General features: G+C 63.5%; 23 protein-coding genes, 1 other RNA gene and 1 pseudogene. 13 read left to right on the plus strand and 12 right to left on the minus strand.

The genetic code is table 11. The features are described 5' to 3' along the window. Positions 1–9: 9 nt before the first annotated feature. From NKJ77_RS29655 to modA, 4 genes are all read right to left on the minus strand, one after another. Complete coding sequence (locus tag NKJ77_RS29655) at positions 10–351, minus strand: winged helix-turn-helix domain-containing protein (RefSeq protein ID WP_023827574.1); 342 nt, start codon at positions 349–351, stop codon at positions 10–12. 69 nt (positions 352–420) lie between these two features. After that, the gene (modC, locus tag NKJ77_RS29660) at positions 421–1,533 is read right to left on the minus strand and encodes a molybdenum ABC transporter ATP-binding protein (RefSeq protein ID WP_023668327.1); all 1,113 of its coding nucleotides are present in this window, start codon (positions 1,531–1,533) and stop codon (positions 421–423) included. Continuing rightward, the gene (gene modB / locus NKJ77_RS29665) at positions 1,530–2,234 is read right to left on the minus strand and encodes a molybdate ABC transporter permease subunit (protein ID WP_023667413.1); all 705 of its coding nucleotides are present in this window, start codon (positions 2,232–2,234) and stop codon (positions 1,530–1,532) included. The genes modC and modB overlap by 4 nt, the downstream gene beginning before the upstream one ends. Before the next feature lie 15 nt (positions 2,235–2,249). Then, on the minus strand, positions 2,250–3,044 hold the full coding sequence (gene modA / locus NKJ77_RS29670) for a molybdate ABC transporter substrate-binding protein (RefSeq protein WP_155922541.1): 795 nt from the start codon (positions 3,042–3,044) through the stop codon (positions 2,250–2,252). Between the two features lie 157 nt (positions 3,045–3,201). On the opposite strand from modA, the pseudogene NKJ77_RS29675 reads away from it, so the two are divergent. Continuing rightward, positions 3,202–3,399 (plus strand): annotated as a pseudogene (locus tag NKJ77_RS29675) (TOBE domain-containing protein). Positions 3,400–3,427: 28 nt separating this feature from the next. Here the strand turns inward: NKJ77_RS29675 and NKJ77_RS29680 are convergent. After that, positions 3,428–4,222, minus strand: coding sequence for a thymidylate synthase (locus NKJ77_RS29680; protein WP_023827576.1), 795 nt, complete (start codon positions 4,220–4,222; stop codon positions 3,428–3,430). Between the two features lie 341 nt (positions 4,223–4,563). Beyond that, positions 4,564–4,875, minus strand: a complete 312-nt coding sequence (locus tag NKJ77_RS29685) for a DUF2853 family protein (protein ID WP_023668323.1) — start codon at positions 4,873–4,875, stop codon at positions 4,564–4,566. A 168-nt stretch (positions 4,876–5,043) separates the two neighbouring features. Between NKJ77_RS29685 and ssrA the strand changes: the two genes are divergently transcribed. Then, positions 5,044–5,402: a transfer-messenger RNA gene (gene ssrA / locus NKJ77_RS29690) on the plus strand. A gap of 212 nt (positions 5,403–5,614) precedes the next feature. Here the strand turns inward: ssrA and NKJ77_RS29695 are convergent. Beyond that, on the minus strand, positions 5,615–6,820 hold the full coding sequence (locus NKJ77_RS29695) for a multidrug effflux MFS transporter (protein ID WP_023712465.1): 1,206 nt from the start codon (positions 6,818–6,820) through the stop codon (positions 5,615–5,617). 187 nt (positions 6,821–7,007) lie between these two features. On the opposite strand from NKJ77_RS29695, the gene NKJ77_RS29700 reads away from it, so the two are divergent. From NKJ77_RS29700 to NKJ77_RS29715, 4 genes are all read left to right on the plus strand, one after another. Beyond that, on the plus strand, positions 7,008–7,691 hold the full coding sequence (locus NKJ77_RS29700; RefSeq protein ID WP_023832881.1) for a TetR/AcrR family transcriptional regulator: 684 nt from the start codon (positions 7,008–7,010) through the stop codon (positions 7,689–7,691). A 130-nt stretch (positions 7,692–7,821) separates the two neighbouring features. Beyond that, positions 7,822–8,367, plus strand: a complete 546-nt coding sequence (locus NKJ77_RS29705; protein WP_023667419.1) for an SspB family protein — start codon at positions 7,822–7,824, stop codon at positions 8,365–8,367. Between the two features lie 18 nt (positions 8,368–8,385). Continuing rightward, positions 8,386–8,580 (plus strand): DUF4169 family protein, encoded by a 195-nt coding sequence (locus NKJ77_RS29710; RefSeq protein WP_023667420.1) that lies wholly within the window; start codon positions 8,386–8,388, stop codon positions 8,578–8,580. A gap of 13 nt (positions 8,581–8,593) precedes the next feature. Next, positions 8,594–8,815, plus strand: a complete 222-nt coding sequence (locus tag NKJ77_RS29715; RefSeq protein WP_023668319.1) for a ribbon-helix-helix domain-containing protein — start codon at positions 8,594–8,596, stop codon at positions 8,813–8,815. 7 nt (positions 8,816–8,822) lie between these two features. Here the strand turns inward: NKJ77_RS29715 and NKJ77_RS29720 are convergent, their stop codons facing one another. The 3 genes from NKJ77_RS29720 to NKJ77_RS29730 form a co-directional block, all read right to left on the minus strand. After that, the gene (locus tag NKJ77_RS29720; RefSeq protein WP_023832880.1) at positions 8,823–12,764 is read right to left on the minus strand and encodes an AsmA family protein; all 3,942 of its coding nucleotides are present in this window, start codon (positions 12,762–12,764) and stop codon (positions 8,823–8,825) included. Between the two features lie 157 nt (positions 12,765–12,921). After that, on the minus strand, positions 12,922–13,401 hold the full coding sequence (locus NKJ77_RS29725) for a hypothetical protein (protein WP_023667425.1): 480 nt from the start codon (positions 13,399–13,401) through the stop codon (positions 12,922–12,924). 20 nt (positions 13,402–13,421) lie between these two features. Further along, complete coding sequence (locus NKJ77_RS29730; RefSeq protein WP_023725338.1) at positions 13,422–14,831, minus strand: FAD-binding oxidoreductase; 1,410 nt, start codon at positions 14,829–14,831, stop codon at positions 13,422–13,424. Between the two features lie 102 nt (positions 14,832–14,933). Here NKJ77_RS29730 and NKJ77_RS29735 point away from each other — a divergent pair, with 102 nt between their 5' ends. From NKJ77_RS29735 to NKJ77_RS29755, 5 genes are all read left to right on the plus strand, one after another. Further along, positions 14,934–15,419 (plus strand): thioesterase family protein, encoded by a 486-nt coding sequence (locus tag NKJ77_RS29735; RefSeq protein WP_023699589.1) that lies wholly within the window; start codon positions 14,934–14,936, stop codon positions 15,417–15,419. Between the two features lie 146 nt (positions 15,420–15,565). Further along, positions 15,566–15,763, plus strand: coding sequence for a hypothetical protein (locus tag NKJ77_RS29740; RefSeq protein ID WP_013531006.1), 198 nt, complete (start codon positions 15,566–15,568; stop codon positions 15,761–15,763). Further along, positions 15,750–15,968 carry a hypothetical protein gene (locus NKJ77_RS29745; RefSeq protein ID WP_155929625.1) on the plus strand — a complete coding sequence of 73 codons (219 nt, stop codon included), beginning with the start codon at positions 15,750–15,752 and terminating at the stop codon, positions 15,966–15,968. Before NKJ77_RS29740 ends, NKJ77_RS29745 begins: the two co-directional genes overlap by 14 nt. A 55-nt stretch (positions 15,969–16,023) precedes the next feature. Further along, complete coding sequence (locus NKJ77_RS29750; protein WP_023682107.1) at positions 16,024–17,172, plus strand: histidine kinase dimerization/phosphoacceptor domain -containing protein; 1,149 nt, start codon at positions 16,024–16,026, stop codon at positions 17,170–17,172. Then, a complete protein-coding gene (locus NKJ77_RS29755) occupies positions 17,169–17,618 on the plus strand; it encodes a response regulator (protein ID WP_023668313.1) in 450 nt (149 codons plus the stop codon). Before NKJ77_RS29750 ends, NKJ77_RS29755 begins: the two co-directional genes overlap by 4 nt. A 3-nt stretch (positions 17,619–17,621) precedes the next feature. Here NKJ77_RS29755 and NKJ77_RS29760 read toward each other — a convergent pair whose 3' ends face one another. Further along, positions 17,622–18,527 carry a dienelactone hydrolase family protein gene (locus NKJ77_RS29760; RefSeq protein ID WP_023682108.1) on the minus strand — a complete coding sequence of 302 codons (906 nt, stop codon included), beginning with the start codon at positions 18,525–18,527 and terminating at the stop codon, positions 17,622–17,624. A 135-nt stretch (positions 18,528–18,662) separates the two neighbouring features. On the opposite strand from NKJ77_RS29760, the gene NKJ77_RS29765 reads away from it, so the two are divergent. After that, the gene (locus NKJ77_RS29765; RefSeq protein ID WP_155923825.1) at positions 18,663–19,163 is read left to right on the plus strand and encodes a hypothetical protein; all 501 of its coding nucleotides are present in this window, start codon (positions 18,663–18,665) and stop codon (positions 19,161–19,163) included. A gap of 12 nt (positions 19,164–19,175) precedes the next feature. Here NKJ77_RS29765 and NKJ77_RS29770 read toward each other — a convergent pair whose 3' ends face one another. Continuing rightward, a complete protein-coding gene (locus NKJ77_RS29770) occupies positions 19,176–21,488 on the minus strand; it encodes a glucose/quinate/shikimate family membrane-bound PQQ-dependent dehydrogenase (protein WP_352536204.1) in 2,313 nt (770 codons plus the stop codon). A 283-nt stretch (positions 21,489–21,771) separates the two neighbouring features. Here NKJ77_RS29770 and NKJ77_RS29775 point away from each other — a divergent pair. After that, on the plus strand, positions 21,772–22,724 hold a 953-nt coding region (locus tag NKJ77_RS29775), incomplete at its 3' end, for an ATP-dependent helicase (protein ID WP_352536205.1).

The raw sequence follows: 22,724 nt of genomic DNA on the forward strand, positions 1-22,724 counted from the left end.
TTCCTCCCCTCACCCAGCATCAATCTCGGCCTGCAAGGCGTCCATATGCGTGGCCGCCGCTGCCGCCGCAGCGCGCTCGATAGCGCGAAAACGGCTGACGACTGCAAGGCCAACTGATGTCAGCTGCGCGCCGCCGCCCTTTTTGCCGCCGGTCTGCGCCGCGACCAGCGGCTTGCCGAACACACGGTTCATATCTTCCACCAGATCCCAAGCGTGCTTGTAGGACATCTCCATGCCGCGTGCCGCAGCCGAGATCGAGCCGAAAGTGGCGATCTGCTCCAGCAATTTGATCTTGCCCGGACCTATGCGCCCGTCCGGATCGAGATTTATCCGCAGGCTCAGCGACGGCATCTCTTGTCCTCCACGGTCACACTAGCCCCTCTCGACCCATAGCGCTATTCCAAAACGATATAGCGGCTATCAGCCATCCGCTTCGGCCGGCAGCCCGGCGCCGGTGTTGGCGCGGTCGAAACTGACCGTCTTGATCACCGCGAACACCTTGCCGCCGAGTTGAAGGTTCAGTACCTGCCTGGATTGTTCGGTAATGCGCGCAAGCACGGTTGCGCCATTGCAGTCGATGCCGATTTCGACCGTCGGCCCCTCGCCCGAGCCGATTGCGACGATGGCGCCCGGCAGGATGTTGAGCGCACTGAGACCTTTCGGCTGTTCGGTGGCGATCATCACGTCGCGGGCGCGGATTCGGATGCGCACAGGCGCGCCGACCGAGACCGCCAATTGCGGCACCCGGATTTCGCCCGCCGCCGAGCCGAGCACGGTCATCCCGAAGATCTCATCATGGCGCAGCACCTTGGTGTCGAGAACCGCGCCGCCCTCGCCGCGTTCCTCCGCCGGCAGCAATTCGAGCCGTTGCATGATCGCGCCGGTCGGGCCTGAGGCAGCGACCTTGCCTTGCGCCATCACCACCACGTCGCTGGCCAGCCGCGCCACCTCGGCGACGGAGTGGCTGACATATACGATGGGCAGCTTGGTCTCGTCGCGCAGCCGCTCGATATAGGGCAGGATCTCGGCTTTGCGCGCATCGTCGAGCGAGGCCAGCGGCTCGTCCATCAACAGCAGTTTCGGGCTGGCAAGCAGCGCCCGGCCGATCGCCACGCGCTGCTTCTCGCCGCCCGAGAGCTTTGCCGGTCGCCGGTCGAGCAGAGGACCGATGCCGAGCAGTTCGACGACCGCGTCGATATCCGCATAGCGCTCCGCCGGTGGCGTGAACCAGCGGCCATAGCGCAGATTGCCGGCCACGCTCATATGCGGAAACAGCCGCGCGTCCTGGAACACCATGCCGATCCGGCGCTTGTGCTTCGGCACGAAAATGCCGGCATCGGTGTCGACCAGCACACAGCCGTCGACCGCGATACGGCCCTTGGTCGGCCGGATCAGGCCGGCGATCACGTTGATCAGCGTCGTCTTGCCGGAGCCCGATGGCCCGAACAGCGCCGTCAGCCGCCCGGCGCTTTCGAAACGCGCGTCGACGGCGAAACCGCCGAGCCGATGGCTGATGTCCACCAGCACGCTCATTCGATGTCCATCCGCCGGCCGACGCGCCGCGCCAGCACTTCCGAGGCGACCAATGCGGCCATCGAGATGACGATGGAGATCAGCGTCAGCCTGAGCGCCCCGTCATCGCCGCCAGGCACCTGCGTGAAGGTGTAGATCGCCGAAGGCAGCGTCTGCGTCTCGTTGGGAATGTTGGAGACGAAGGTGATGGTGGCGCCGAACTCGCCCATCGCCTTGGCGAAGGACAGGATCGAGCCGGCGATCAGCCCGGGCAGGATCAGCGGCAGCGTGATGGTGGCGAAGACCCAAATCGGGTTGGCGCCGAGCGTTCCCGCCGCTGCCTCCATTTTGCGGTCGACCGCCTCGATCGACAGCCGGATCGCCCGCACCATCAGGGGAAAGCCCATGATACCGCAGGCCAGTGCGGCGCCGGTCCAGCGAAACGAGAAGACGATGCCGAAATGCTCGGCCAGGAACGCTCCCGCCGGCCCGCGCCGGCCGAAGGTAAGCAGCAAGAGATAACCTGTCACCACCGGCGGCAGGATCAACGGCAGGTGAACCACGCCGTTGAGCAGCGTCTTGCCCCAGAATTTTCCGCGGGCCAGCAAAAGCGCCATCAAGATGCCCGGCGGCAGGCTGAACAGCATCGCCACCGTCGCCACCTTGATCGACAGCCGGACCGCATTCCATTCGTCGGGAGTGAGGTCCAGCAGCCAGTTCATGCGTCAGCCGCTACCTTAATTGCTCGGCGTGAGCACGGTGAAACCCTGATCCCTAAACAGCTCCACCGCCTTGGCGGACTGCAGGCACTTCAGGAAAGCCGGGGTATCCTTGTCCTTCGAATCGGTGGTCTGGGCAACCGGATAGATGATCGGCGGGTGCGAATCCTCCGGGAAGGTGCCGACCACCTTGACTCCCTTGTCGGCATGCGCGTCGGTGGCATAGACGATGCCGAGCGCGGCCTCGCCCGTTGAAACCAGCTTGAGCGCGGCGCGCACATTCTCGGCCTGCGCCACCTTGCCTTCGACCGACGACCAGACGCCGAGCGATTCAAGTGCCGCCTTGCCGTATTTGCCGGCCGGCACCGCCTTGACGTCGCCCATGGCAAGCCTGCCGTCGCCAACCAGCTTGGCCAGGTCGAAGCCTTTCTCGATCCTGGTCTCAACCTTGGAATCCTGTGGCGCCACCAGCACGATCTGGTTGCCGAGCAGTTTCACCTCGGTTTCCGGCTTGGTCAGTCTCTTGTCGGAGAGGTACTTCATCCAGTCGAGATCGGCCGAAATGAACACATCGGCGGGCGCCCCGAGTTCGATCTGCTTGGCCAGCGCCGAGCTCGCGGCGTAGGAGACGGTCGCCGCTTCACCGACATCGGCTTCGCAGGCCTTGGTGACGGCGTCGAGCCCGTCCTTGAGGCTGGCTGCGGCAAACACGATCACCTTGTCTCCCGCGTGAGCCGCCGGCATCACGGCCATCAGAGCTACGGCAAAGCCGCCAATCGCGATTGCCCTCATACCAAAACCTTTGTGCCCCAACATGAAAACTCTCCCGGCTTGAAATCTGCTGGCTCGACTCCTGCCGACCGATATATCTGGATGAATATAACAAGGGAAGGCCGCCTCCTGCGAAAGCGTATGTTCGGCATCGATTGTTCTGGTTTGGACGTGCACCGAAACCCGGAAAGGAACTCCGATGAAGATCAGCGCCCGCAACATCCTCAAGGGAACGATCGTCGAGATCGTCAAAGCACCTCGCCTGTCCGCGGTGATGTCGGCGGCTCCGTCGTCACGCTTCGATCACCAACGAGGCCGTTGCCGATCTCAAGCTCGAAAAAGGCAAGCAGCCTATGCCATGATCAAGGCAACCGACGTCATGGTCGACATCGATTGAGGGTCGGAATTGATTGACGGTGGACGGATCAGACCGCGATCGGCGCCTTGATCGACGCGTCGGCAAAATAGTTTTCCAGCCGGAAATCCTCGAAGCGGAAGGCGAACAGGTCCTTCACCTCCGGATTGATCCACAGCGTCGGCAGCGCCTTGGGTGTGCGCCGCAATTGCTCGCGCGCCTGCTCGAAATGGTTGGAATAGAGATGCGCATCGCCCAGCGTATGGACGAACTCGCCGGGCTTCAGCCCGGTCACCTGCGCCACCATCAGGGTCAGCAGCGCGTAGGAAGCGATGTTGAAGGGTACGCCGAGAAAAATGTCGGCCGAGCGCTGGTAGAGCTGGCAGGACAGCTTGCCGTCCGAGACGTAGAACTGGAACAGGCAGTGGCAGGGCGGCAGCGCCATCGCCTCCACTTCGGCCGGGTTCCACGCCGAAACGATCAGCCGGCGTGAATTCGGATTCCTGCGTATCTCCTTCAGAACATTGGCAATCTGGTCGATCGACCCGCCACGGCCATCCGGCCAGGAGCGCCACTGCTTGCCATAGACCGGGCCGAGATCGCCATTCTCGTCGGCCCATTCGTCCCAGATCGAAACGCCATGATCTCTAAGGTATTTGATGTTGGTGTCGCCGGCCAGGAACCACAGGAGTTCATGGATGATCGACTTCAGATGCAGCTTCTTGGTGGTGGTGACGGGAAAGCCGCACGACAGGTCGAAGCGCATCTGGTACCCGAACACCCCACGCGTGCCGGTGCCCGTGCGGTCGCCACGGTCGGCGCCATTGTCCAGCACATGCTGCAAAAGGTCGAGATACTGGCGCATCGGCTTCGCCTCGATTCGGGGTTACCGCCATCATAACCGACTGGCCGCCGGCCGAACACAGCAAAAGGGACCAGAACGCGGCTTGCCCATCACTCTTCAAGGGTTAGCGCTGCCCCTCACCTGCCTGCCGGCATCCTCTCCCCGTATAGGGACGGGGAGAGGGGCGCTGTGATCAGCGGTTTCGCCAATCACAAGCGTTCGAGAGAGAGAGCCAAGGCTGCGGTCAGCCATTTCTCCCCGTCACTATACGGGGAGAAATGCCCGGCAGGGCAATGAGGGGCGGTGCCGACCTCCGGTGAGGAGCAAAATCAAACGCGCGCTCTGCCTATCGGCAATAATCTCTACAAAGAGCCGAGCTTGCCCAGATCCTTGGCGACCAGATAGTAGAAAGTCACGCGGCTCTTGGAGCTGTCGGCGGCCAACGCCTTGCAGGTCTTCTCGATCGCTGAGTCGGCTTTCGCCCCGTCGGTCACGCCGAGTTTCTTGGCAACCCAGTTGGTCTTGACGCGCTCCAATTCCTTGGGGTCGGTGCAGGATACCAGCGAGGAATCGCGGTTGCGCAGCGCGATGCCCAGATGTTTCACAATCTTGGCAACCACATCGGCATTTGCGGCGGCGTCGTATTTCTTCACGTCTGCGAGATAATCGGCCATCAAATTTCCCCATGTCGGCGCCACGGGATCCGATCGATGAGGGCTGTGGCGCGCTGCCGCAACTTGTGCGCTCGGTCGATACTCCTCACCATCGCAAAGCTTCGGTTGAGACCGCGCGCGAGTCAACCCTCGGCGCCGCAGTTTGGTGCGGCCAAGAAGTGTCATTGCGGCCTTTCATTTTGTGCGCCCGCCCCCTATATTCGTTTTGTCGGCTTGACCGACTATGGCGATAAATGGGCGATGTAATAAGCCGTTCGGACCCGGGGGCGGTACCCGGCGCCTCCACCAAGAACCGCTCTGTGATCAGAGCGGCTGTTGCTGGGGGCGAAATAGGATCGACGAAGGTGTAAAGATCGTACTTTTGCCCGGCATGGTACCACCGTCATCGGGCTAAACCTGTAGTTGCAAATGACAACTATGCGGAAGCACGTCTCGCCGCGTAAGCGGTGCGATAGCTTCAAATCAAGTCCTAGAGGTTCGCACTTCTAGGCGGGGTTCGGAGGTACCTGGCAACAGAAACCTCCACTTCTCCCCTCCTCGATATCGTACGCTCAATGCCGGCTGCCGCTGGCCGGATTTCGCATGACGATGGGCCGCGAAGCCTACACCAAATTGAGCCATGAGCTGGTGCAATTTGCCGCCGGCGTCGGTCGAAGGCCGTGGTTCTGGCCGGGGCCGGATTACCCCAGACGTGAAAAAGGCCGGGATGACCCGGCCTTTCCGGTCGATTGCGGTCAGCTTACTCGGCCGGCGCTTCAACGGCTTCGCGCGAGCGGCCAAGCGTCAGTTTGGCCAGCGTGAACGAGATCACCGCGCAGAGCGTGATGCCGGCCACCATGGGCAGCGGGGTGCCGTCGAAGAAGATGCCGGCGACGCCCATCGCCAGCGCACCGATGGCGAAGTGCAGCGTGCCCATCAGCGCCGAGGCCGTGCCCGCGATCTCGCCATGCTCTTCCATGGCCAGCACCGACGTCGTCGGGATGACCAGGCCAAGGAAGCCGTAGCCGACGAACAGCAGTGCCGCCATAACATCGAGCCGGTCGACGCCGGTCGCCATGACTGCGAACAGCACAACCATCGTCGTGGCATAGCCGGTTACCGCCACCCAGACGACGCGCTTCAGCCCGAAGCGCTCCGACAGCATCCCCGTCAGTTGCGACATGCCGATGAAGGCCACCGCATTGATCGAGAAGAACACGCTGTAGACGGAAGGCGACAGCCCGTAATGGTCGATCAGGATGAAGGACGAACTCGAGAGGTAGACGAAGAAGCTGGCGATGCCGAAGCCGGCGATCGCCACCAGGCCGAGGAAATTGCGGTCACCCATGAGGAAGCGATAGCCGGCGAGTGCGGTTCCGAAGGAGGAACCGACGCGTTCTTCCGCCGGCCGCGTCTCCTTCAGCGAGGTCGCCAGCAGAATGGTGGCCAGCAGGGCCGCGCCCGTCACCGTCCAGAACACGGCGCGCCAGCCGAGATTCTCGATGATCTGGCTGCCGGTCAGCGGCGCCAGGATCGGCGACACCGAAAACACCAGCATCAGCAGCGACATCAGCTTGGCGGCCTCGGTGCCGGTGTGCAGGTCGCGCACGATGGCGCGCGGCACCGCCATGCCGGCGCTGGCGCCCAGTCCCTGCAGGAAGCGGAAGGCGATCAGCCATTCGATGGTCGGGCTCATGGCCGAACCGATACCGCCGACCATGAACAGCGCAAGGCCGCCGTAAAGCGGCAGCTTGCGGCCGACCATGTCGGAGATCGGTCCGACGACGATCTGGCCGAAGCCCATCGACAGGAAGAAGATCAAAAGGCTCATCTGAACGGCGGCGGTGCCGGCATGCAGATCCTCGCCGATCGAAGGCAACGCCGGCAGATACATGTCGATAGCGAAGGGGCCGATAGCGGACAACAGGCCGAGCACGACCGCGATGCGGAGGAATTTGGGACTCATGATAAAGGCTTCTTTCAAGTCTGGTTGGCGCCGCCAACGCGACGACTAACCCTAGGACGTTCCATCCCGTTGAAATCCGACGGCTCAGAGCGAGATTATTCGTCTCTACGGAGCGAATTCCCATTTATTGTGTCCACAAATTTAGACAGCCTTGTCTAATTCGTCAATCACCTCTATATAGATTTCTATGAAGCTTGCCGTTTCTCCTGACATTTTCTCGCCACGCGGCCACGAGGCCAAGCGTATGTCGATTATCGATGCGGCGGCTTCGGTCTTCTGCCGGGAAGGCTTTGCCGGCGCCAATATCGACCTGATCGCGGTGGAGGCGGGCGTGTCGCGCCAGACCATCTACAATCACCACCGCGACAAGGAAAGGCTCTTCATGGCTGTGGTGCGGGATCTGACGGAGCGCTGCAATGCCGGCATCTTCGCCACCTTCGCCTCTTTCCCAGACCAGCCGAAGGATCTGGAAGCCGACCTGATCGGCTTTGCCGTGCGCCTGAATCAGAACTGCATCTGCAACCGCGACGGACGCTTCCTGCGCAAGCTGATCCAGACCGAAGGCGAGCGCTATCCCGAGCTCTTCGCAGAATGGCGCGACCAGGGGCCGGGCCGGACCTGGCCCGCACTTGCCGCCCGTTTTGCCCGCCTCGCCCATGCCGGCCATCTCGCGGTCGACGATCCCGATGTCGCCGCGCGCCAGTTCCTGGCGCTAGCCAACGCCGAACTGCAGACCACCTTCATGCTAGGCGGCATGCCGTCGGAAGACGAAGTGTTGCAATCCGCCACCCACGGCGTGCGCACCTTCCTGCGCGCTTTTGGCAAGCGCAGATCCGCGGCAGCGGTGGAAAAACAGCTGGCCAGCGCCTGAACGTCAAAGCCGGCGATCAAATCGTTCGTCACGGGCTTCGCTTCGGCGCATCAGCGATCTATATCCGGTTTACGCCGCGCTCAAGCTTGATTACAGCTATGCGGACGATTCAACGGAACCCGACCAGCACATGGCCGACGACCACATCCGCTACGACATTCTGGCCCAGGAGGCATTGCGCGGCGTCATGCGCAAGGTCCTGGCCGAAGTCGCGCGCACCGGCCTTCCCGGCAATCATCATTTCTTCATCACATTCCTGACCGGCGCGCCGGGCGTGCGGGTGTCCTCCAGGCTGCGCGAGCGCTATCCCGAACAGATGACCATCGTCATCCAGTTCCAGTATTGGGACCTCAAGGTGACCGATACCGGCTTCGAGGTCGGGCTGTCCTTCTCCGACGTGCCGGAGAAGCTGGAAATCCCGTTCTCGGCCGTACGCGGCTTCTACGACCCATCGGTCAATTTCGAACTCGAATTCGACGTCAAGACCGACGTCCCGGCGGAAGACGATGCAGCCGCCCAGCCGGCTGCCGAGCCTTTGGCTATCGTCTCCGAGAAAAAGCCAAAGGCCGAGAAGAAGGCAGCTGCCACTGAGGCGGAGAAAAAGCCCGCCGTGGCCGATGCCGCCGCCGGCAAGGGCGCCGACGTCGTGTCGCTCGACGCCTTCCGCAAGAAGTAGCGGGACGGTCGGCGCGACATGGGCGAAATCGTCAACCTTCGCCAGGTCCGCAAGCAGAAGGCGCGCACCGAAAAGGAAAAGCTCGCCGGCGAGAACCGCGCTCTGCACGGCCGTTCCAAAGCCGAAAGAACTCGTGACCGTCTGACATCGGACAAGGCCGAAAAATTCGTCGCCGGCCACCGCCGCGAACGCCCGGAAGACCAGGGCGATTGATGGACCGCCTGCGGTGAGCCCGGTCGAAAAACGCTCCGTGACCATCCGCGGCCATCGCACCAGCTATTCCCTCGAAAAACCCTTTTATGACGATCTCGTCGCCATCGCCGCCGCGCGCAAGCTGACCCTTGCTGCCCTGGTCGCGGAGATCGACGAGACAAGACCGCGCGATGCCAATCTGTCCTCGGCGCTCAGGCTCCACGTGCTGGACTGGGCCAAGCGCGGCGCGGTCTGAATGGTTCTTAATTGCCCAGCGACTTCAGCAAATTGTCGACGGAGAACGGATTTGTCCTGGGCTTCGGCGGCGCCGGGGCCGAACCGTCGTTGACACCGGGAAGTGAGCGGTCGACCTTCGGCGCCTGCTCCTGAGCCTTGCGCTCGGCCTCCAGCCTGGCTTTTTCCTGCGAAGCGGTCCGCATCGCCTGCTCAGCCTTCTTCCGTTCGTCCTCGGCCTTTGCGGCGTCTTCGGCAGCCTGCTCTTCGGCCTGCGCCTTCGCGTCCGCATCCGCCTTGGCCTTGGCGTCAGCCTCTGCCTGCGCTTTCGCATCGGCATCGGCCTTTGCTTTGGCATCCGCCTTGGCCTTGGCATCCGCTTCGGCCTGTGCCTTTGCGTCGGCCTGTGCCTTCGCCTTGGCGTCGGCCTCGGCTTTGAGCCGTGCCGCTTCCTCCTGCTTGCGCAATTCCTCGGCCGCGTTGTCGCGCTCGGTCTGCAGGGCGGCGTAGTAGCGCACCTCGCGCCGCAGCCGCTGCTTCTCGAGCAGTGCTGCCTGCATCGCCTCGACCCGCTGCTGCTCCTTTTCCAGCGCGCGCTGGGTCAAAAATTGCGCCAGCGGCTCGCTGTCGAACTGCTTCTTCAGCGCCCCGAACGGCCCATCGACGCTGAAATTGACCGTCGGATCGGAGCCGACCAGCGCCTCGTCGCCAGGCTTGTAGGTGACCGCGCCCTTGGTGGCGACGGTGCCGGTGTTGAGGTCGGCCGTGATGTCGGCAGACAGCGTCGCCGCCTGGTTTTCGAATTTGATCGGTGGTGCCCGCAACGTGCCGCCGGCGACCGTGAAGGCGATGTCGGCATCGCCGGCAGCAAAGCTGCCGTCGCCAGCGATCTCAGGTGCAAAGCCCGCAGTCTTGGCCACGTCGATGTCGCGCCCGATCGCATCGGCCTTGGCAATCAACGCGCCGAAGGCATCGGGATTGACGCCGGCAATGGTGAGGCCTTTCAGCGCCGCCGTGCCCGAGCCGGAGAGTGCGGCAATCATCGCGTCGACCGATTTGCCGCTGGTCGACAGCCCTGTCGAAAAGTCGCCGCTGCCACTCAAGCCGGCAGCCGGCAGCACAGTCGCCAGGTCGGCGCCGGCAAGCCTCATCTGGCCGGAGAACAGCCCCGTGCCGTCCGTGTTCTTCAACTCGAACAATCCGGTGAGCGCGCCGCCGAGCAGTTTTGCCTTCAGGTCCGAAACGCGGATGCCTTCCTGGTCCAGTTTCAACGACAGCGACGCGTCATAGGCTGTCGCCAGCGGTCCGGCGGCAAGCGTCGCCGTCGCCAGGTCGAGATCGGCGCTGAACGGCAGGCTGGATTTCTGGCTGAATGGCGCCGTCGGCCAGTTCGCGTTGCTGCTGAGGAACGACTGGTCACCGAACAGCGCAACCGCAATCGGGTCGAGGTCCAGTTCGTCGAGCGCCAGCGCACCGGCAAAATGCGGCAGCCCCTGCTTCGCATCGATGTTGACGTCGCCCGAAATCTCCGACTCGTTGATGGATCCGCTGAGGCCGCTCAACACCAGCAGGCCGTTGCCGAAATCGGCATCCGCGCTGAGCGAGGTCGAGGTGCCCGTTCCCATACCCGGCAGGCCGGCGCCGGTCGTCATCAGCCAGGGCTCGATGTCGGAAGCGTCGAGGCCGATCTTGCCCTTGGCGGTGGCGCCTTGCGGCGTCTGAGCGACGGTGCCGTCGAACGTCGCCTTGAAGTCATCGGCGGCGAAATTGAAGCTCGTCGCCAGGCCGCCGCCGAGCGTGCCTTTGGCCGAAATATCGGTGCTTGCCTGGCCGAGCATGCCGAGCGGCAGCGCCGGCAGGCCGTAGAGCGCCAGCAGCACGGTGGCGTCGGGATTTTTGGCGTTGAAGGTCAGCGTCACCGGCGCGTCGAGCAACTGGCCGACGGCACCCTTGCCCGACAGCGACGCCGAAAAGGCCGAACCGCCGGCCTTGCCTTGTCCGCTCACCGCCAGCCCGGTCGTGCCGTCGCCATTGTCGGCGGCGCTCGCCACCAGATCGACGCGCGCGTCCTGGAACAGTTCAGGATAGGCGGCCGTGCGGCCAGCCAGTCCCTTCAGCATCAGATTGTCGGGATAGTGTTGCGCGGCAATGTCGATCAGCGGCTTCAGATCGACGGCGACCACCGAGGCATCGAGCTTGCCGGTCGGGCTTGCCGGAAAATCCTTGATCCGGCCGGTGGCGCTGATCGAGGCGCCGGCAAGGCCGCCAATCGACAGCCGGTCGATTTCGAGCAGCCCGTCGCGGAGCCGGAGCGCGGTATCGACCGTGTCGGCGGTGAGCCCGCCGGCATTGACCGGCCCTGCCTTGATCTGAAAATCGAGGTCACGGTCGGAAAAGCGGTTGGCGCCCTTGTCGCTGACGAAGATCGAGGCGAAGGCCGTCAGCCCGTCGACATCGAGTTCGCCGCCCTCGAGCCGCATCAGCACCGAGGACTTGGCGTCGTCGGGCTGGTTGGAATCGATGCGGCCGGTGAACTTCGACTTGCCGAGGATCAGTTCGAGATCGCTGAACGCCTGGCGCTTCTCCGACAGGTCCACCTTGGCCTTGAAGCCGGCGGCCGGCAGCCGGCGGATCGCCTCGTCGACATCTTTCGACAACCAGGCAGCAAAGCCGGAAGGCTGCGCCACCGCCAGCAGCATGGAGCCGCTGAAACGGAAATGATCTTCGACGCTGAGCATGCCGCTGGCTTCCAGCGTCGTGCGCCCGGGCAAGGTCGCGGCCAGCGATTTCACCGACCAGCCGCCCTCGACCGGCTCGGCCGAGAGATGCACGTCGCGCACCGTGGTGTCGCCAGCCACCACCGCCGGCAGCTTGACCTCGACAGTGCCGGGGATGCTCGGCTTCGGCAGGACGAGCAGCGCCTGCTCGATTCCGGCAATGCGCTGGTCCAGCGTCAGGCCGGCGCCCTTCTCAGCGCCCACCGCCTCGTCCAGTTGCACCTGCGCGCCATTGGCCTCGATGGCGAAGTTCGGCCTAAGGCCGAGATCGACCGAAGCCTTGCCGTCGGCTGTGTAGGGATTGTCGAGCGGCCCGGTCTCGAAGCGGAATTCGTCGACGCCAAGCTTCTGGTGGTCGAGCGAGAACTTGCCGTTCAGCCTGAACCCCGGATCGGGTTTGCCGGCTCTGATTTTGACGCTCTCGCCATCGCCGCCGCGCAGTTCGGCGCTGTTTTTGTCGTTGCCGGAAATCTTGAACTGGCCGGAATAGACGGCAGCCCCATTGACGATGCCGGCATTGCCGTCGGTTTCGATGACCAGTGGATAGGCATCGGGATCGACCTTGAGCCTCAGCCGCATCTGGCCGCTGCCTTCGGCCTTGCCGGTCGAAGCCGCAACCGTCGAACGCAGTCCGTCGAGCAGCAACGTTCCGTCCATGCGCCACGGCCCGGCCAGCGACTTGGCAGAGATGGTCGAATTGATCTCGGAAATCAGATGGCTGCGCCCGCCTGCGGCATGGCGGAGCGCAATTTCTCCCTCCGTCACCGTGAGCTTCTCGATCGAGATCTGGTTGAGATCGAAGGGCGAGGACGGCCGTATCGCCCAGTCGACCGTGCCGTTATCGGCGATGTCGATCGTCGCCTTCGGATGCACCAGCCGCATGTCGAAAATCAGCACTTCGCCGCGCAGGAACGGCGCCAGTTCCGCGTCCATCGAAAAGGTCTCGACGGTCATTGCCGGCTGGCCGCCGGGGCCGCCGGCGACCGTGACGTTTGAGAAGGTCACCGAGGGGAACGGCAACAGGCGCGCCGTGGCGTCGCCTTGCACCGTCACCTTGCGGCCGAGAATGGCGCTCGCCTCGCGCTCGAATTGGGCGCGGTACCCGGTCCAGTCGACAAAATACGGCACCACCAGCGCCGCAACCAGCACCAGCACAAACAAGCCACCGAAGATCACGAACAGGCGTGCGAGCATCAGCTCCGAACGGGTTGATTGAAAGTCAGCCGCACTCTACCCGCATCAGCGTGTCGATAAAGAGGCAATTCATCCAGAGTTGCTTGATCTCTGATGTATCTGGAAGAGCAGAGATTTTTGGACGCCTTTGACCGCGGTCCGGCCTGTGCGCAAGAGACTATCCTGCCATGGCCCGTCGGCGATATTCGTTCAGCAGCACCACCATCTCCTCGGGCGACAATGTCCAGCCCTGCGGTAATGCGGCTTCGGCGCCGAGGCTTTTGGTCACGCTGCCCATGACGGAGCTTTTCTTGACCCCCGGTGCGAAATTGTACCCGATCATATCGCCTATCCTGCGCCGGCGATGGACGACGAAGAAGCTTTCGATATTCTTCCAGGGGACCAGGTTGGGCGATCGAACAAGGCCTCCGCCGAGACTGAAACCTTGTCCGTTCAGCACCAGAATCTGCGGCCGCACAAGCTGCCAGGCAAACACCAACGCGACCAGCCCGAAAAAGGCCACGCACCACCAAAGGCCGGCGGTGTCGCCGTCCTCGGAGACATAAATCAGGAAAGCGCAGGCCAGGACAAAGAAGAGGCTGGCCGACAGCAGTAACAGTGTCTTGCCAAGCGATGCCCTTATAATCAGGGTATCCATTGCCGCTCCTCACATTTCGGCTATGCAGGTAATATCTTGCCCGGGTTCATGATGTCTTGCGGGTCGAGCGCTTTTTTTATGGAGCGCATGATGTCGACACCATGGCCGAGCTCATGGCGCAGGAAGCCGATCTTGCCCTGGCCGATGCCGTGTTCGCCGGTGCAGGTGCCGTCCATGGCGATCGCCCGCATGTTCAGCCGCGAGACGAATTTCTCCGCCAGCGCGATCTCTTTGGGGTCGTTGACGTCCATCAGCACCAGCACATGGAAATTGCCGTCGCCGGCATGGCCGACGATCGGCGCAACCAGGCCCATCTCGGCAATGTCGGCCTCGGTTTCGGCAACGCATTCGGCCAGCCGCGAGATCGGCACGCAGACATCGGTCGAAAGGCCCTTGGCGCCCGGCCGTAGCGTCAGCGACGCCCAATAAGCATCGTGCCTGGCTTTCCAGAGTTTCGTGCGCTCCTCGGCGACGCTGGTCCAAAGGAATGGCCCGCCGCCATTGTCTTCAGCAATGGCACCGAAGGTCTCGGCCTGTTCGGCGACGCCGGCATCGCTGCCGTGGAACTCGACGAACAGGCACGGGCTCTCGGGATAATCGAGCTTCGAGTAATTCTTCATCGCCCGCATCTGCAGTCCATTGACCAGTTCGATCCGCGCCACCGGAATGCCCATCTGGATGGTCGCGATGACCGCGTTGCAGGCCGCCTCGAGGTTTGGAAACGGGCAGACGCCGCCGGAGATCGCCTGCGGAATGCCTTGCAGCTTCAAGGTCAGCGAGGTGATGATGCCGAGCGTGCCTTCCGAGCCGACCAGAAGCCGCGTCAGATCGTAGCCGGCCGAACTCTTTTTCGCCCGCTTGCCGGTCGTCACCGTCTCGCCATCGGCCATGACGGCCGTCAGCGACAGCACGTTTTCACGCATCGTGCCGTAGCGCACCGCATTGGTGCCGGAGGCCCGCGTTGCCGCCATGCCGCCGAGCGAAGCATTGGCGCCGGGATCGATGGGGAAGAACAGGCCGGTATCGCGCAGGTGCCGATTCAAATCCTCGCGCGTTACGCCAGGCTCGACCGTGCAGTCGAGATCCTCGGGGTTGACCGACAGGATGCGGTTCATGCGCGAGGTGTCGACCGAGATGCCGCCACCCGGCGCGTTGGTGTGGCCCTCCAGCGAGGAACCGACGCCGAAGGCGATGACCGGCACGCGGTGCGCGGCGCAGGCACGTACGATCTCCTGCACCTCTTCTGTCGTCTCCGAGAACGCGACACCGTCAGGCGCCTGCGTCGGAATATAGGTGGTGGTATGCGCATGCTGCGAGCGGATCGCCGCGCCTGTCTGGAAGCGTTCGCCGAGCTGCTGCTTGAGAATGCCGAGCACGGCGGCGATGCCTTCCTCGTTGCGTTCGACCGGATTGAGGTCGCTCAGAGCCATGAATTCCTCCGCGAATGGACCAGCGTCCACGCTTGTTATGCGATTATGGATGCGTAGTCTCGACTGCCGCGCTCTGTCCAGCACCAGAACAAGGAACTTTCCATGCCTGTTCCCGCCCCCTTAGTTTCCAAACCGATGGACATCGAGAAGGACTGGATCGACTACAACGGCCATCTCAACATGGCCTATTACAACGTGTTGTTCGACCGCTGCTCGGATGAGGCGTTCGAGGCGATGGGCATGGGGCTGGACTATGTCGAAGAGCGGCGCCTGACCATCTACACGGCCGAAGTCCATGTTTGCTATGTCCAGGAACTGCACCTCGAACACAAGGTCGTCGTATCCTTCCAGCTGATCGATCACGACGACAAGCGGCTGAGGGCCTACCAGGAAATCCGCCATGTCGATGGCTGGCTTGCCGCCACCTCCGAAACCCTGTCGCTGCATGTCGACATGTCCGGGCCGAAAGTCGCGCCCTTCCCCGCCGATGTGCAGGCCAAGGTGGAAGCCATGCGCGCCGCCCATTCTGCACTGCCGATGCCCGAGCGCGCCGGCCGTTCGATCGGTATTCGCCGCAGGACCGCTTGAAGCGCTGCCGCGCCCGCGTTAACCTTACCAAGGTTTTAACGTGAACAACCCATTTGGGCCATTGAACGACTCAGCTGACCGTTTGAGAACGGTGCCATGCGAGTTGTGACGCGGGCGGCGGGCAACAGGCGGTTCGAGGAACGTGCATGAAAACCGACATCAAGGTCGAGGTGGACAGGCTGGCTGCCGATCCGCGCATCACCGACTATGATTTCTGGCGCTCGTTGAAGAACGTCAACAACGAGATCTTCCACATCGCCAACAACAACGAGCCTATCCCCTTCGACATGATCCGCTGGCGCGCCATCCTGAAGCAGGCGCGCATGAAGCGTGGCCACGCCTGATGTTTCCGCTGTTCTGAGAAAGCCGCCACCGGCGAGCGCCGCCACGGACCATTGCGACCTGATCATTTCCAAAGGTCTGCGCCAGCCCCGCTTTCAGCGAATCGGCTGCATCCGACAACCTTCAAAAACCGTTCATTTCGACAGTTTGCGCAACCGGCGATTCGGTTTCGCAAACGGCTGCCTGCGACAAGAAGATCAAGATTGAACCAATTCCACGTCTAAGCCGTTGTGACCCCTGAAAAACGGCTTGGAGTGAAAGCATGGACTGGAAAAGGACCAGGGAACCGGCCGACGCATGGCACATGACGGACAATCTGCATGCCGAGCACGGCAAGGGCGATCCGTTCGCGGCCGCCATCCGCGCCACCCGCATGTCGATGGTCATCACCGATCCCCGTCAGGCGGACAATCCGATCGTCTTTGCCAATGACGCGTTCCTGCGCCTGACCGGCTACGAGCGCGACGAGGTCATGGGCAAGAACTGCCGCTTCCTGCAGGGGCCAGAGACAGACAAGGCAGCTGTGGCTAGCGTGCGCGACGCGATAGCAGCGGGAACCGATATCGCCATCGATCTGTTGAACTACCGCAAGGACGGCTCGACATTCTGGAATGCGCTCTACATCAGCCCGGTTTCCAACGACAAAGGCGAACTCCTGTTCTTCTTTGCCTCACAGCTCGATGTCTCCGATCGCAAGCGCTCGGAGGATCGCATCACCGCCGACAAGAACCGCTTTGAAAAGGCTGTCAAGGAACGCACGCGCGAGCTTGAGGCCGCCCTTGAGGCGCAGACCACGCTGCTGCACGAGGTCGACCATCGGGTGAAAAACAACCTGCAGATGATCTCCTCGCTGATCATCATGCAAAGCCGGGCAATCAAGGATGAAGCGACAAAGCGATCGCTGGCCACCATGCTGGAGCGCATCGAGGCGCTGAGCACGGTGCATCGCCGTCTCTACCAGTCAAAGGATGTCAGCCGCTTCGATGTCTCGGATTTCGCCAGGGATCTGGTCACCGACCTGCTGACCGCATCCGGACGCGCCGAGATCAAGCCGACGCTGGACCTCGAACCCATCGTCATTCCGGCCGAAAAAGCCACGCCTGTTGCCTTGATGGTCAATGAGCTTGTCACCAACGCGCTGAAGCACGCCTTCAAGGCAAAGCCGGACGGCACCACCGCGGGGCGCATCGGCATCAAGATGAGCCAGCCCGACGGCCACTTCAACATCGAGGTTTCCGATGACGGCGTCGGCATGGCCGAGGCCAGTGGCGATGCTTCCTTCGGCATGCGGCTGATCAAGTCGCTTGCCCGGCAGTTGCATGCCGACATCGAATGGCGCGACGCCGGCCCGGGCACAAAGGTCGTCATCTCGATGCCGAACGAACCGCAGCAGAAAGGGAAGCTGTCATGAACGAACCGCTCAAGGTCCTGATCGTCGAGGACGAGGCGTTGCTGGCGATGGAACTGGAAAGCCTCGTCGAGGAAGCCGGCCACAGCGTTGTGGGTTGGGCGACATCCTTGGCCGAAGCAAGAGGTATGATTGATACCGCCGATGCCGATATTGCCTTTGTCGATATCCACCTCGCCGACGGACCAACCGGGGTCGAGGTTGCCGAGCATATCCGCGAGGGTAACCGTTCCATGGTGGTGTTCATGACCGCCAATCCAAAACGCATCCCCGACCATTTCGCCGGCGCGATCGGCGTCATCGCCAAGCCCTACACGATGAACGGACTGGTGTCGGCGTTGCGCTATCTGCAGGAGGGCGTGCGGCGCCCGCCCCCGGTCTCGGTGCTGCCGGCCGGTTTTACGCTGTCGCCGGCCTATGAAAGCGTATGGGCGTCGTCGGCGGCCTGAAGCCTACGCCAGCTTCTCCTTGAGGAAAGCGATCGTCCGTCCCCAGGCGAGATCGGCTGCCTTCTTGTCGTAGCGCGCGGCCGAGGTGTCGTTGTTGAAGGCATGGTTGACGCCGTCATAGACATAGAGCGTGTATTCGACATGGGCGGCGTCGAGCGCTTTCTTGTAGGCATCGATGCCGGCGTCGATGCGCTCGTCGAGCCCGGCATAGTGCAGCAACAGCGCCGCCTTGATCTTCGCCACATCCTCGGCCTTCGGCTGCATGCCGTAATAGGCGACGCCGACGGCGAGATCGGGCGCGTTGACCGCCAGATTGTTGACCGTGCCGCCGCCCCAGCAGAAGCCGACAGCACCGACCTTGCCGTTGCCGTCCTTCTCGCCCTTGAGATAGGCGATGGTCGCCAGGCCATCGGCGGTGACCTGGCTGGCGTCGAGCTTGGTGAACATGTCGCGCGCCTTGTCTTCGTCAGCGGGCGTGCCGCCGAGCGGCGACAGGAAATCCGGCGCCAGCGCCACGAACCCTTCCAGCGCAACGCGCCGCGCAACATCCTTGATATGCGGGTTGAGCCCCCTGTTCTCATGCACCACGATGACGGTGCCGAGCTTGCCGGACTGGTCCGCCGGCCTGACCAGATAGCCCTTCATCTCACCGCTGCTGCCGGAATAGGTGATATCTTCAGCCTTCACGCGCGGATCGTTGTCGGCGACGATTGCCGCCTGCGCCGAATTCGCCGCAAGCAGCGGCGCGATCGCGGCCGCCGCCGCGCCCGATCCGGCAAGCCTGGTCAGCTGTTCCATGAAGCGGCGGCGGTCGAGCGTCAGATGCGTGTATTCGTCATAGGCATCGATCATCGCCTGGGTGATGGCAGGTTTGGCAGGTTTGACGGCTTCGGCGGTGGGTTTCGTCATGGCGTGCTCCTCGTTAGGAGATGATCTCACGGTCACTCCGGGATGACCTCATGGTCACTCCGGGATGACCTCGCGGTCACTCCGGGATGACTCGCGGATCAAGATAGGGTGCAAGCTCGCACGGTCCAGTCTCGGATGGGTGACGCTTGCGCCATCGAACGATGCGGCCGCCCCGCCGAACGCGCCCATCACATTTTGGTCATTTCAGAGAATGTCGATGGTGCCGCCACAATATGGAAGGAAGCTGATGATGGTCTCGCTCGTAGCGGCGAGCCCGACGAGAAGGAACAACGCCATGACCTTGTCTACTCCGATCCTTGCAAGCGCGCTCGTGCTTGCTGTTGCTGCCTTGCTGGCAATGCGCTCCGCTGCTGCCGCAGCCGCCGCTCGGATGGTGAAGGTCCGCGTCGACCGGCGTCGGCCGGCACCACGCTGATCCAGCAGGCCGAAACAGGGCCGCAGCTAACCAATGAAGTACTGGGCTCCGTGCCCAGCCTCAAAGGCCATCTCTTACGCAAGCTGACCAAGGCTGCTGCTGCCCTCATCGCCCTGCCGGGCACTTCTCCCCGTATAGATGCCGGCAGGCAGATGAGGGGCGGCGCGACAGAATATCTGCCGGGCCGATCACTTACCTAAGTCACATCGCTGCTACTTCGGCAGCGTATAGGCCATCACATAGTCGCCGGGCTTGGTGCCGACCGAGCCATGGCCGCCGGCGACGATGACCACGAACTGGCGGCCGTCGGCGACGGTGTAGGTCATCGGCGTCGACTGCCCACCGGCCGGCAGCCTGGCCTGCCAAAGCTGCTTGCCCGATGTCAGGTCATAGGCGCGCAGATAGTCGTCGACCGCCGCGCCCAGGAAGACGACGCCGCCGGCGGTGATCATCGGCCCGCCAATGCCGGGAACACCGACCTTCAGCGGCAAGGGCAACGGCGTCATGTCGTAGACGGTGCCGTTGCGGTGCTTGTAGGCGATCTTGCCGGTTCTGAGGTCCGCTCCCGCCACATAGCCCCATGGCGGCGCCTGGCAGGGCACGCCGAGCGGCGACAGGAACGGCCCCATCACCACCGCATAGGGCGCGCCCTCATTGCGGTTCAGCCCCTGTTCGCTGCCGCGCCCCTCATCCGGGGGCGGCACCTGGTCGCGCGGAATGAGCTGCGATTTGAACGCCAGATAGGTCGGCATGCCGAACATCACCTGCCGCACCGGATCGACGGCGACGCCGCCCCAGTTGAAGGTGCCGAAATTACCGGGATAGACCAGCGACCCCTGCACCGACGGCGGGGTATAGCGGCCCTCGTAGCGCAGGCCCTGGAATTCGATCCGGCAGCCCAGCTGGTCGAACATGGTGATGCCCCACATGTCGGCGCCGGTCAGCGGCCTCGGATTGAAGGAGAGATCCGAGACCGGCTGCGTCGGCGACGTGTGATCGCCCTCGACAGCGCCGCCCGGCGCCGGCACTTCCTTGATCGGGATGATCGGCTCGCCGCTGCGCCGGTCGAGCACGTAGAGATCGCCCTGCTTGGTCGGCCCGACCAGGCCCGGAACGACGCCGGCAGCGGTGGTGATGTCGACCAGCGTCGGCTGTGCCGGCACGTCCATGTCCCAGAGGTCGTGATGCACGGTCTGCCGCACCCAGCGCAATTGCCCGGTGGCGAGATCGAGCGCGGTGATCGAGGAGGAAAACTTCTCGACATTGGCGCTGCGGCCCATCCCGAGCTGGTCCGGCGTCTGGTTGCCGAGCGGCACATAGAGCAGGCCGAGCTTCTCGTCGGCGCTTGCCGTCGACCACATGTTGGGCGAGTTGTGGGTGTAGGTCTGGCCTGCCGCCAGCGGCGTTGTCTGGTCCGGATTGCCGGAATCCCAGTTCCACACCAGGGCGCCGGTGTCGACGTCGAAGGCGCGGATGACGCCGGACGGCTCTTGCGTCGAATAATTGTCGTTGACCGCGCCGCCGATGATGATCTTGCCGCCGGCAATCAGCGGCGCCGAGGTCGAGTAATAATAGCCCGACTTCGGATACGGCATGTTGGTCAACAGATTGAGCGTGCCGGCCTCGGCGAAGGACGCGCAGACCTGGCCGTTGGCGGCGTCGAGCGCGATCAGCCGCGCATCCGAGGTCGGCAGATAGACGCGCGTCGCGCAAGGCTGGCCGGCGGCGATCTTGGCATCGGCATAATAGGACACGCCGCGGCAGGTCTGGTGCTGGCGGTCCTTGTCGAGCTTGATCTTGGGATCGAAACGCCATTTCTCCTTGCCGGTGGCGCCATCGATGGCGATAGCGAAATTGTGCGGCGTGCAGATATAGAGCGCGTCGCCCACCTTCAGCGGCGTCACCTGGTAGGTGGTTTCGCCGACATCGTCCGGCCCTTTCACGTCGCCGGTCTGGTAGGTCCAGGCCGGCTGCAATTTGGCGACATTTTCGGGCGTGATCTGGTCGAGCGGCGAATAGCGCTGGCCAAATTGCGTACGGCCGTAGAAATGCCATTCGCCCGGAGGCACATTGCCGCCGAGATCGGCAGTCGGCGTCACCTTGTCGGCGCTGAGGTCGCCGGCGATGTCCTTGGGATCGGCCGTCATCGAATAACCGGCGACGGCGAGCGATGCGAGCACGGCCAGAATGAGCGGCGCTCGCGCGTCGGGGCCGGTCAGGCCCCGCCTTGCCCAAGGTGTCAGCAGCCACAGCGCCAGAAGCACGATGATGCCGCCGCGCGGTCCGAGTTCCCACCAGTCGAAGCCGATTTCCCACACCGCCCAGGCCAGCGTGCCGAGCACGATCGCCGCGTAGAGCCAGAGCGCCGTCGATTTGCGCCGGAAGAGCAGCCATGCGGCGATCAGGAAGGCGAGACCGGTGATGACATAGTACCAGCTGCCGCCCAGCATCGCGAGCCAGACGCCGCCGCCGCCAAGTGCGAGGCCGATGAGGAACAGGATGAGGGAGGTGATGACGACAGCCAAGACGATACTCCTTCGACTGATGCGCTTTGCAGCGCCTCACGGGCAGCCGCCCCTGCCCTGTCGCCAGCTTTCTCCCCCAGGCCGCGTGTGTCAAGCTGGCCCTGCCAGCATAAGGCGAGAGCAAACGCTCGACTTCATTCCGCTCCCACGCTGCAGCACCTCCACGACATTGTCCGGCGTCGGGACGATGAATTCGCACTGCGCCCCAGAATCTCACTTCCAAACCAGAACAAAACGTAGACACTTCTGGTCTTTCGCTCCCGAATCACTACATTCGGGGGAGATGTCCGGCTTTGCGGAAGACATGCCCTTTTTTGACGAACCCAACGCGCGGCCCGCGGCCCCGTCGGGCATAGCGGCGCGCGCCATGGCGGCCCGCAGCGGACCCAACAGCGCGCCCGATTATCTCAGCGGCCTGAACCCCGAGCAGCGGCTGGCGGTGGAAACCACCGAAGGCCCGGTCCTGGTGCTGGCCGGCGCCGGCACCGGCAAGACACGCGTGCTGACCACCCGCATCGCCCATATCCTGGCCACCGGCAGGGCTTTCCCCTCCCAGATCCTGGCGGTGACCTTCACCAACAAGGCCGCGCGCGAGATGAAGCAGCGCATCGGCCATCTCGTCGGCGAAGCCGTCGAGGGCATGCCGTGGCTCGGCACCTTCCACTCCATCGGCGTCAAGCTCTTGCGGCGGCACGCCGAACTGGCCGGGCTCAAATCCGATTTCACCATCCTCGACACCGACGACGTCGTACGGCTGATCAAGCAGCTGATCCAGGCCGAAGGTCTCGACGACAAGCGCTGGCCGGCCAAGCAGTTCGCGCAGATGATCGACGGCTGGAAGAACAAGGGCCAAGGCCCCGCCGACATTGCCGAGGGCGACGCGCGCAGCTTCGCCAACGGCAAGGGCCGGGAACTCTACAAGGCCTATCAGGAGCGGCTGAAGACGCTGAACGCCTGCGACTTCGGCGATCTGCTCTGCCACCCGATCCGCATCTTCCGCGCCAATCCGGACGTGCTGAAGGACTACCACAAGCGCTTCAAATACATCCTCGTCGACGAGTACCAGGACACCAACACCGCGCAATACATGTGGCTGCGGCTGCTGGCGCAAAGACCTACCTCCCCCTCGATGGGGGAGGTGGCGCGGGGGGGGGGGGGGGGGGGGGGGGGGGGGGCGGGGGGCCCCGGGGGGGGGGGGGGCGGCGGCCGCGGGGCCGGGGGGGCCCCCCCCCCGCG

It is taken from the genome of Mesorhizobium sp. M0052 (assembly GCF_040323255.1).
Classification (GTDB): Bacteria; Pseudomonadota; Alphaproteobacteria; order Rhizobiales; family Rhizobiaceae; genus Mesorhizobium.

Excerpts from the sequence above, each read along its gene's own strand:
- NKJ77_RS29655 (WP_023827574.1), bottom strand. The coding sequence starts at position 351 with ATGCCGTCGCTGAGCCTGCGGATAAATCTCGATCCGGACGGGCGCATA.
- modC (WP_023668327.1), bottom strand. The coding sequence starts at position 1,533 with ATGAGCGTGCTGGTGGACATCAGCCATCGGCTCGGCGGTTTCGCCGTC.
- modB (WP_023667413.1), bottom strand. The coding sequence starts at position 2,234 with ATGAACTGGCTGCTGGACCTCACTCCCGACGAATGGAATGCGGTCCGG.
- NKJ77_RS29680 (WP_023827576.1), bottom strand. The coding sequence starts at position 4,222 with ATGCGCCAGTATCTCGACCTTTTGCAGCATGTGCTGGACAATGGCGCC.
- NKJ77_RS29685 (WP_023668323.1), bottom strand. The coding sequence starts at position 4,875 with ATGGCCGATTATCTCGCAGACGTGAAGAAATACGACGCCGCCGCAAAT.
- NKJ77_RS29695 (WP_023712465.1), bottom strand. The coding sequence starts at position 6,820 with ATGAGTCCCAAATTCCTCCGCATCGCGGTCGTGCTCGGCCTGTTGTCC.
- NKJ77_RS29700 (WP_023832881.1), top strand. The coding sequence starts at position 7,008 with ATGAAGCTTGCCGTTTCTCCTGACATTTTCTCGCCACGCGGCCACGAG.
- NKJ77_RS29705 (WP_023667419.1), top strand. The coding sequence starts at position 7,822 with ATGGCCGACGACCACATCCGCTACGACATTCTGGCCCAGGAGGCATTG.
- NKJ77_RS29710 (WP_023667420.1), top strand. The coding sequence starts at position 8,386 with ATGGGCGAAATCGTCAACCTTCGCCAGGTCCGCAAGCAGAAGGCGCGC.
- NKJ77_RS29720 (WP_023832880.1), bottom strand. The coding sequence starts at position 12,764 with ATGCTCGCACGCCTGTTCGTGATCTTCGGTGGCTTGTTTGTGCTGGTG.
- NKJ77_RS29725 (WP_023667425.1), bottom strand. The coding sequence starts at position 13,401 with ATGGATACCCTGATTATAAGGGCATCGCTTGGCAAGACACTGTTACTG.
- NKJ77_RS29730 (WP_023725338.1), bottom strand. The coding sequence starts at position 14,831 with ATGGCTCTGAGCGACCTCAATCCGGTCGAACGCAACGAGGAAGGCATC.
- NKJ77_RS29735 (WP_023699589.1), top strand. The coding sequence starts at position 14,934 with ATGCCTGTTCCCGCCCCCTTAGTTTCCAAACCGATGGACATCGAGAAG.
- NKJ77_RS29740 (WP_013531006.1), top strand. The coding sequence starts at position 15,566 with ATGAAAACCGACATCAAGGTCGAGGTGGACAGGCTGGCTGCCGATCCG.
- NKJ77_RS29750 (WP_023682107.1), top strand. The coding sequence starts at position 16,024 with ATGGACTGGAAAAGGACCAGGGAACCGGCCGACGCATGGCACATGACG.
- NKJ77_RS29755 (WP_023668313.1), top strand. The coding sequence starts at position 17,169 with ATGAACGAACCGCTCAAGGTCCTGATCGTCGAGGACGAGGCGTTGCTG.
- NKJ77_RS29760 (WP_023682108.1), bottom strand. The coding sequence starts at position 18,527 with ATGACGAAACCCACCGCCGAAGCCGTCAAACCTGCCAAACCTGCCATC.
- NKJ77_RS29765 (WP_155923825.1), top strand. The coding sequence starts at position 18,663 with ATGGGTGACGCTTGCGCCATCGAACGATGCGGCCGCCCCGCCGAACGC.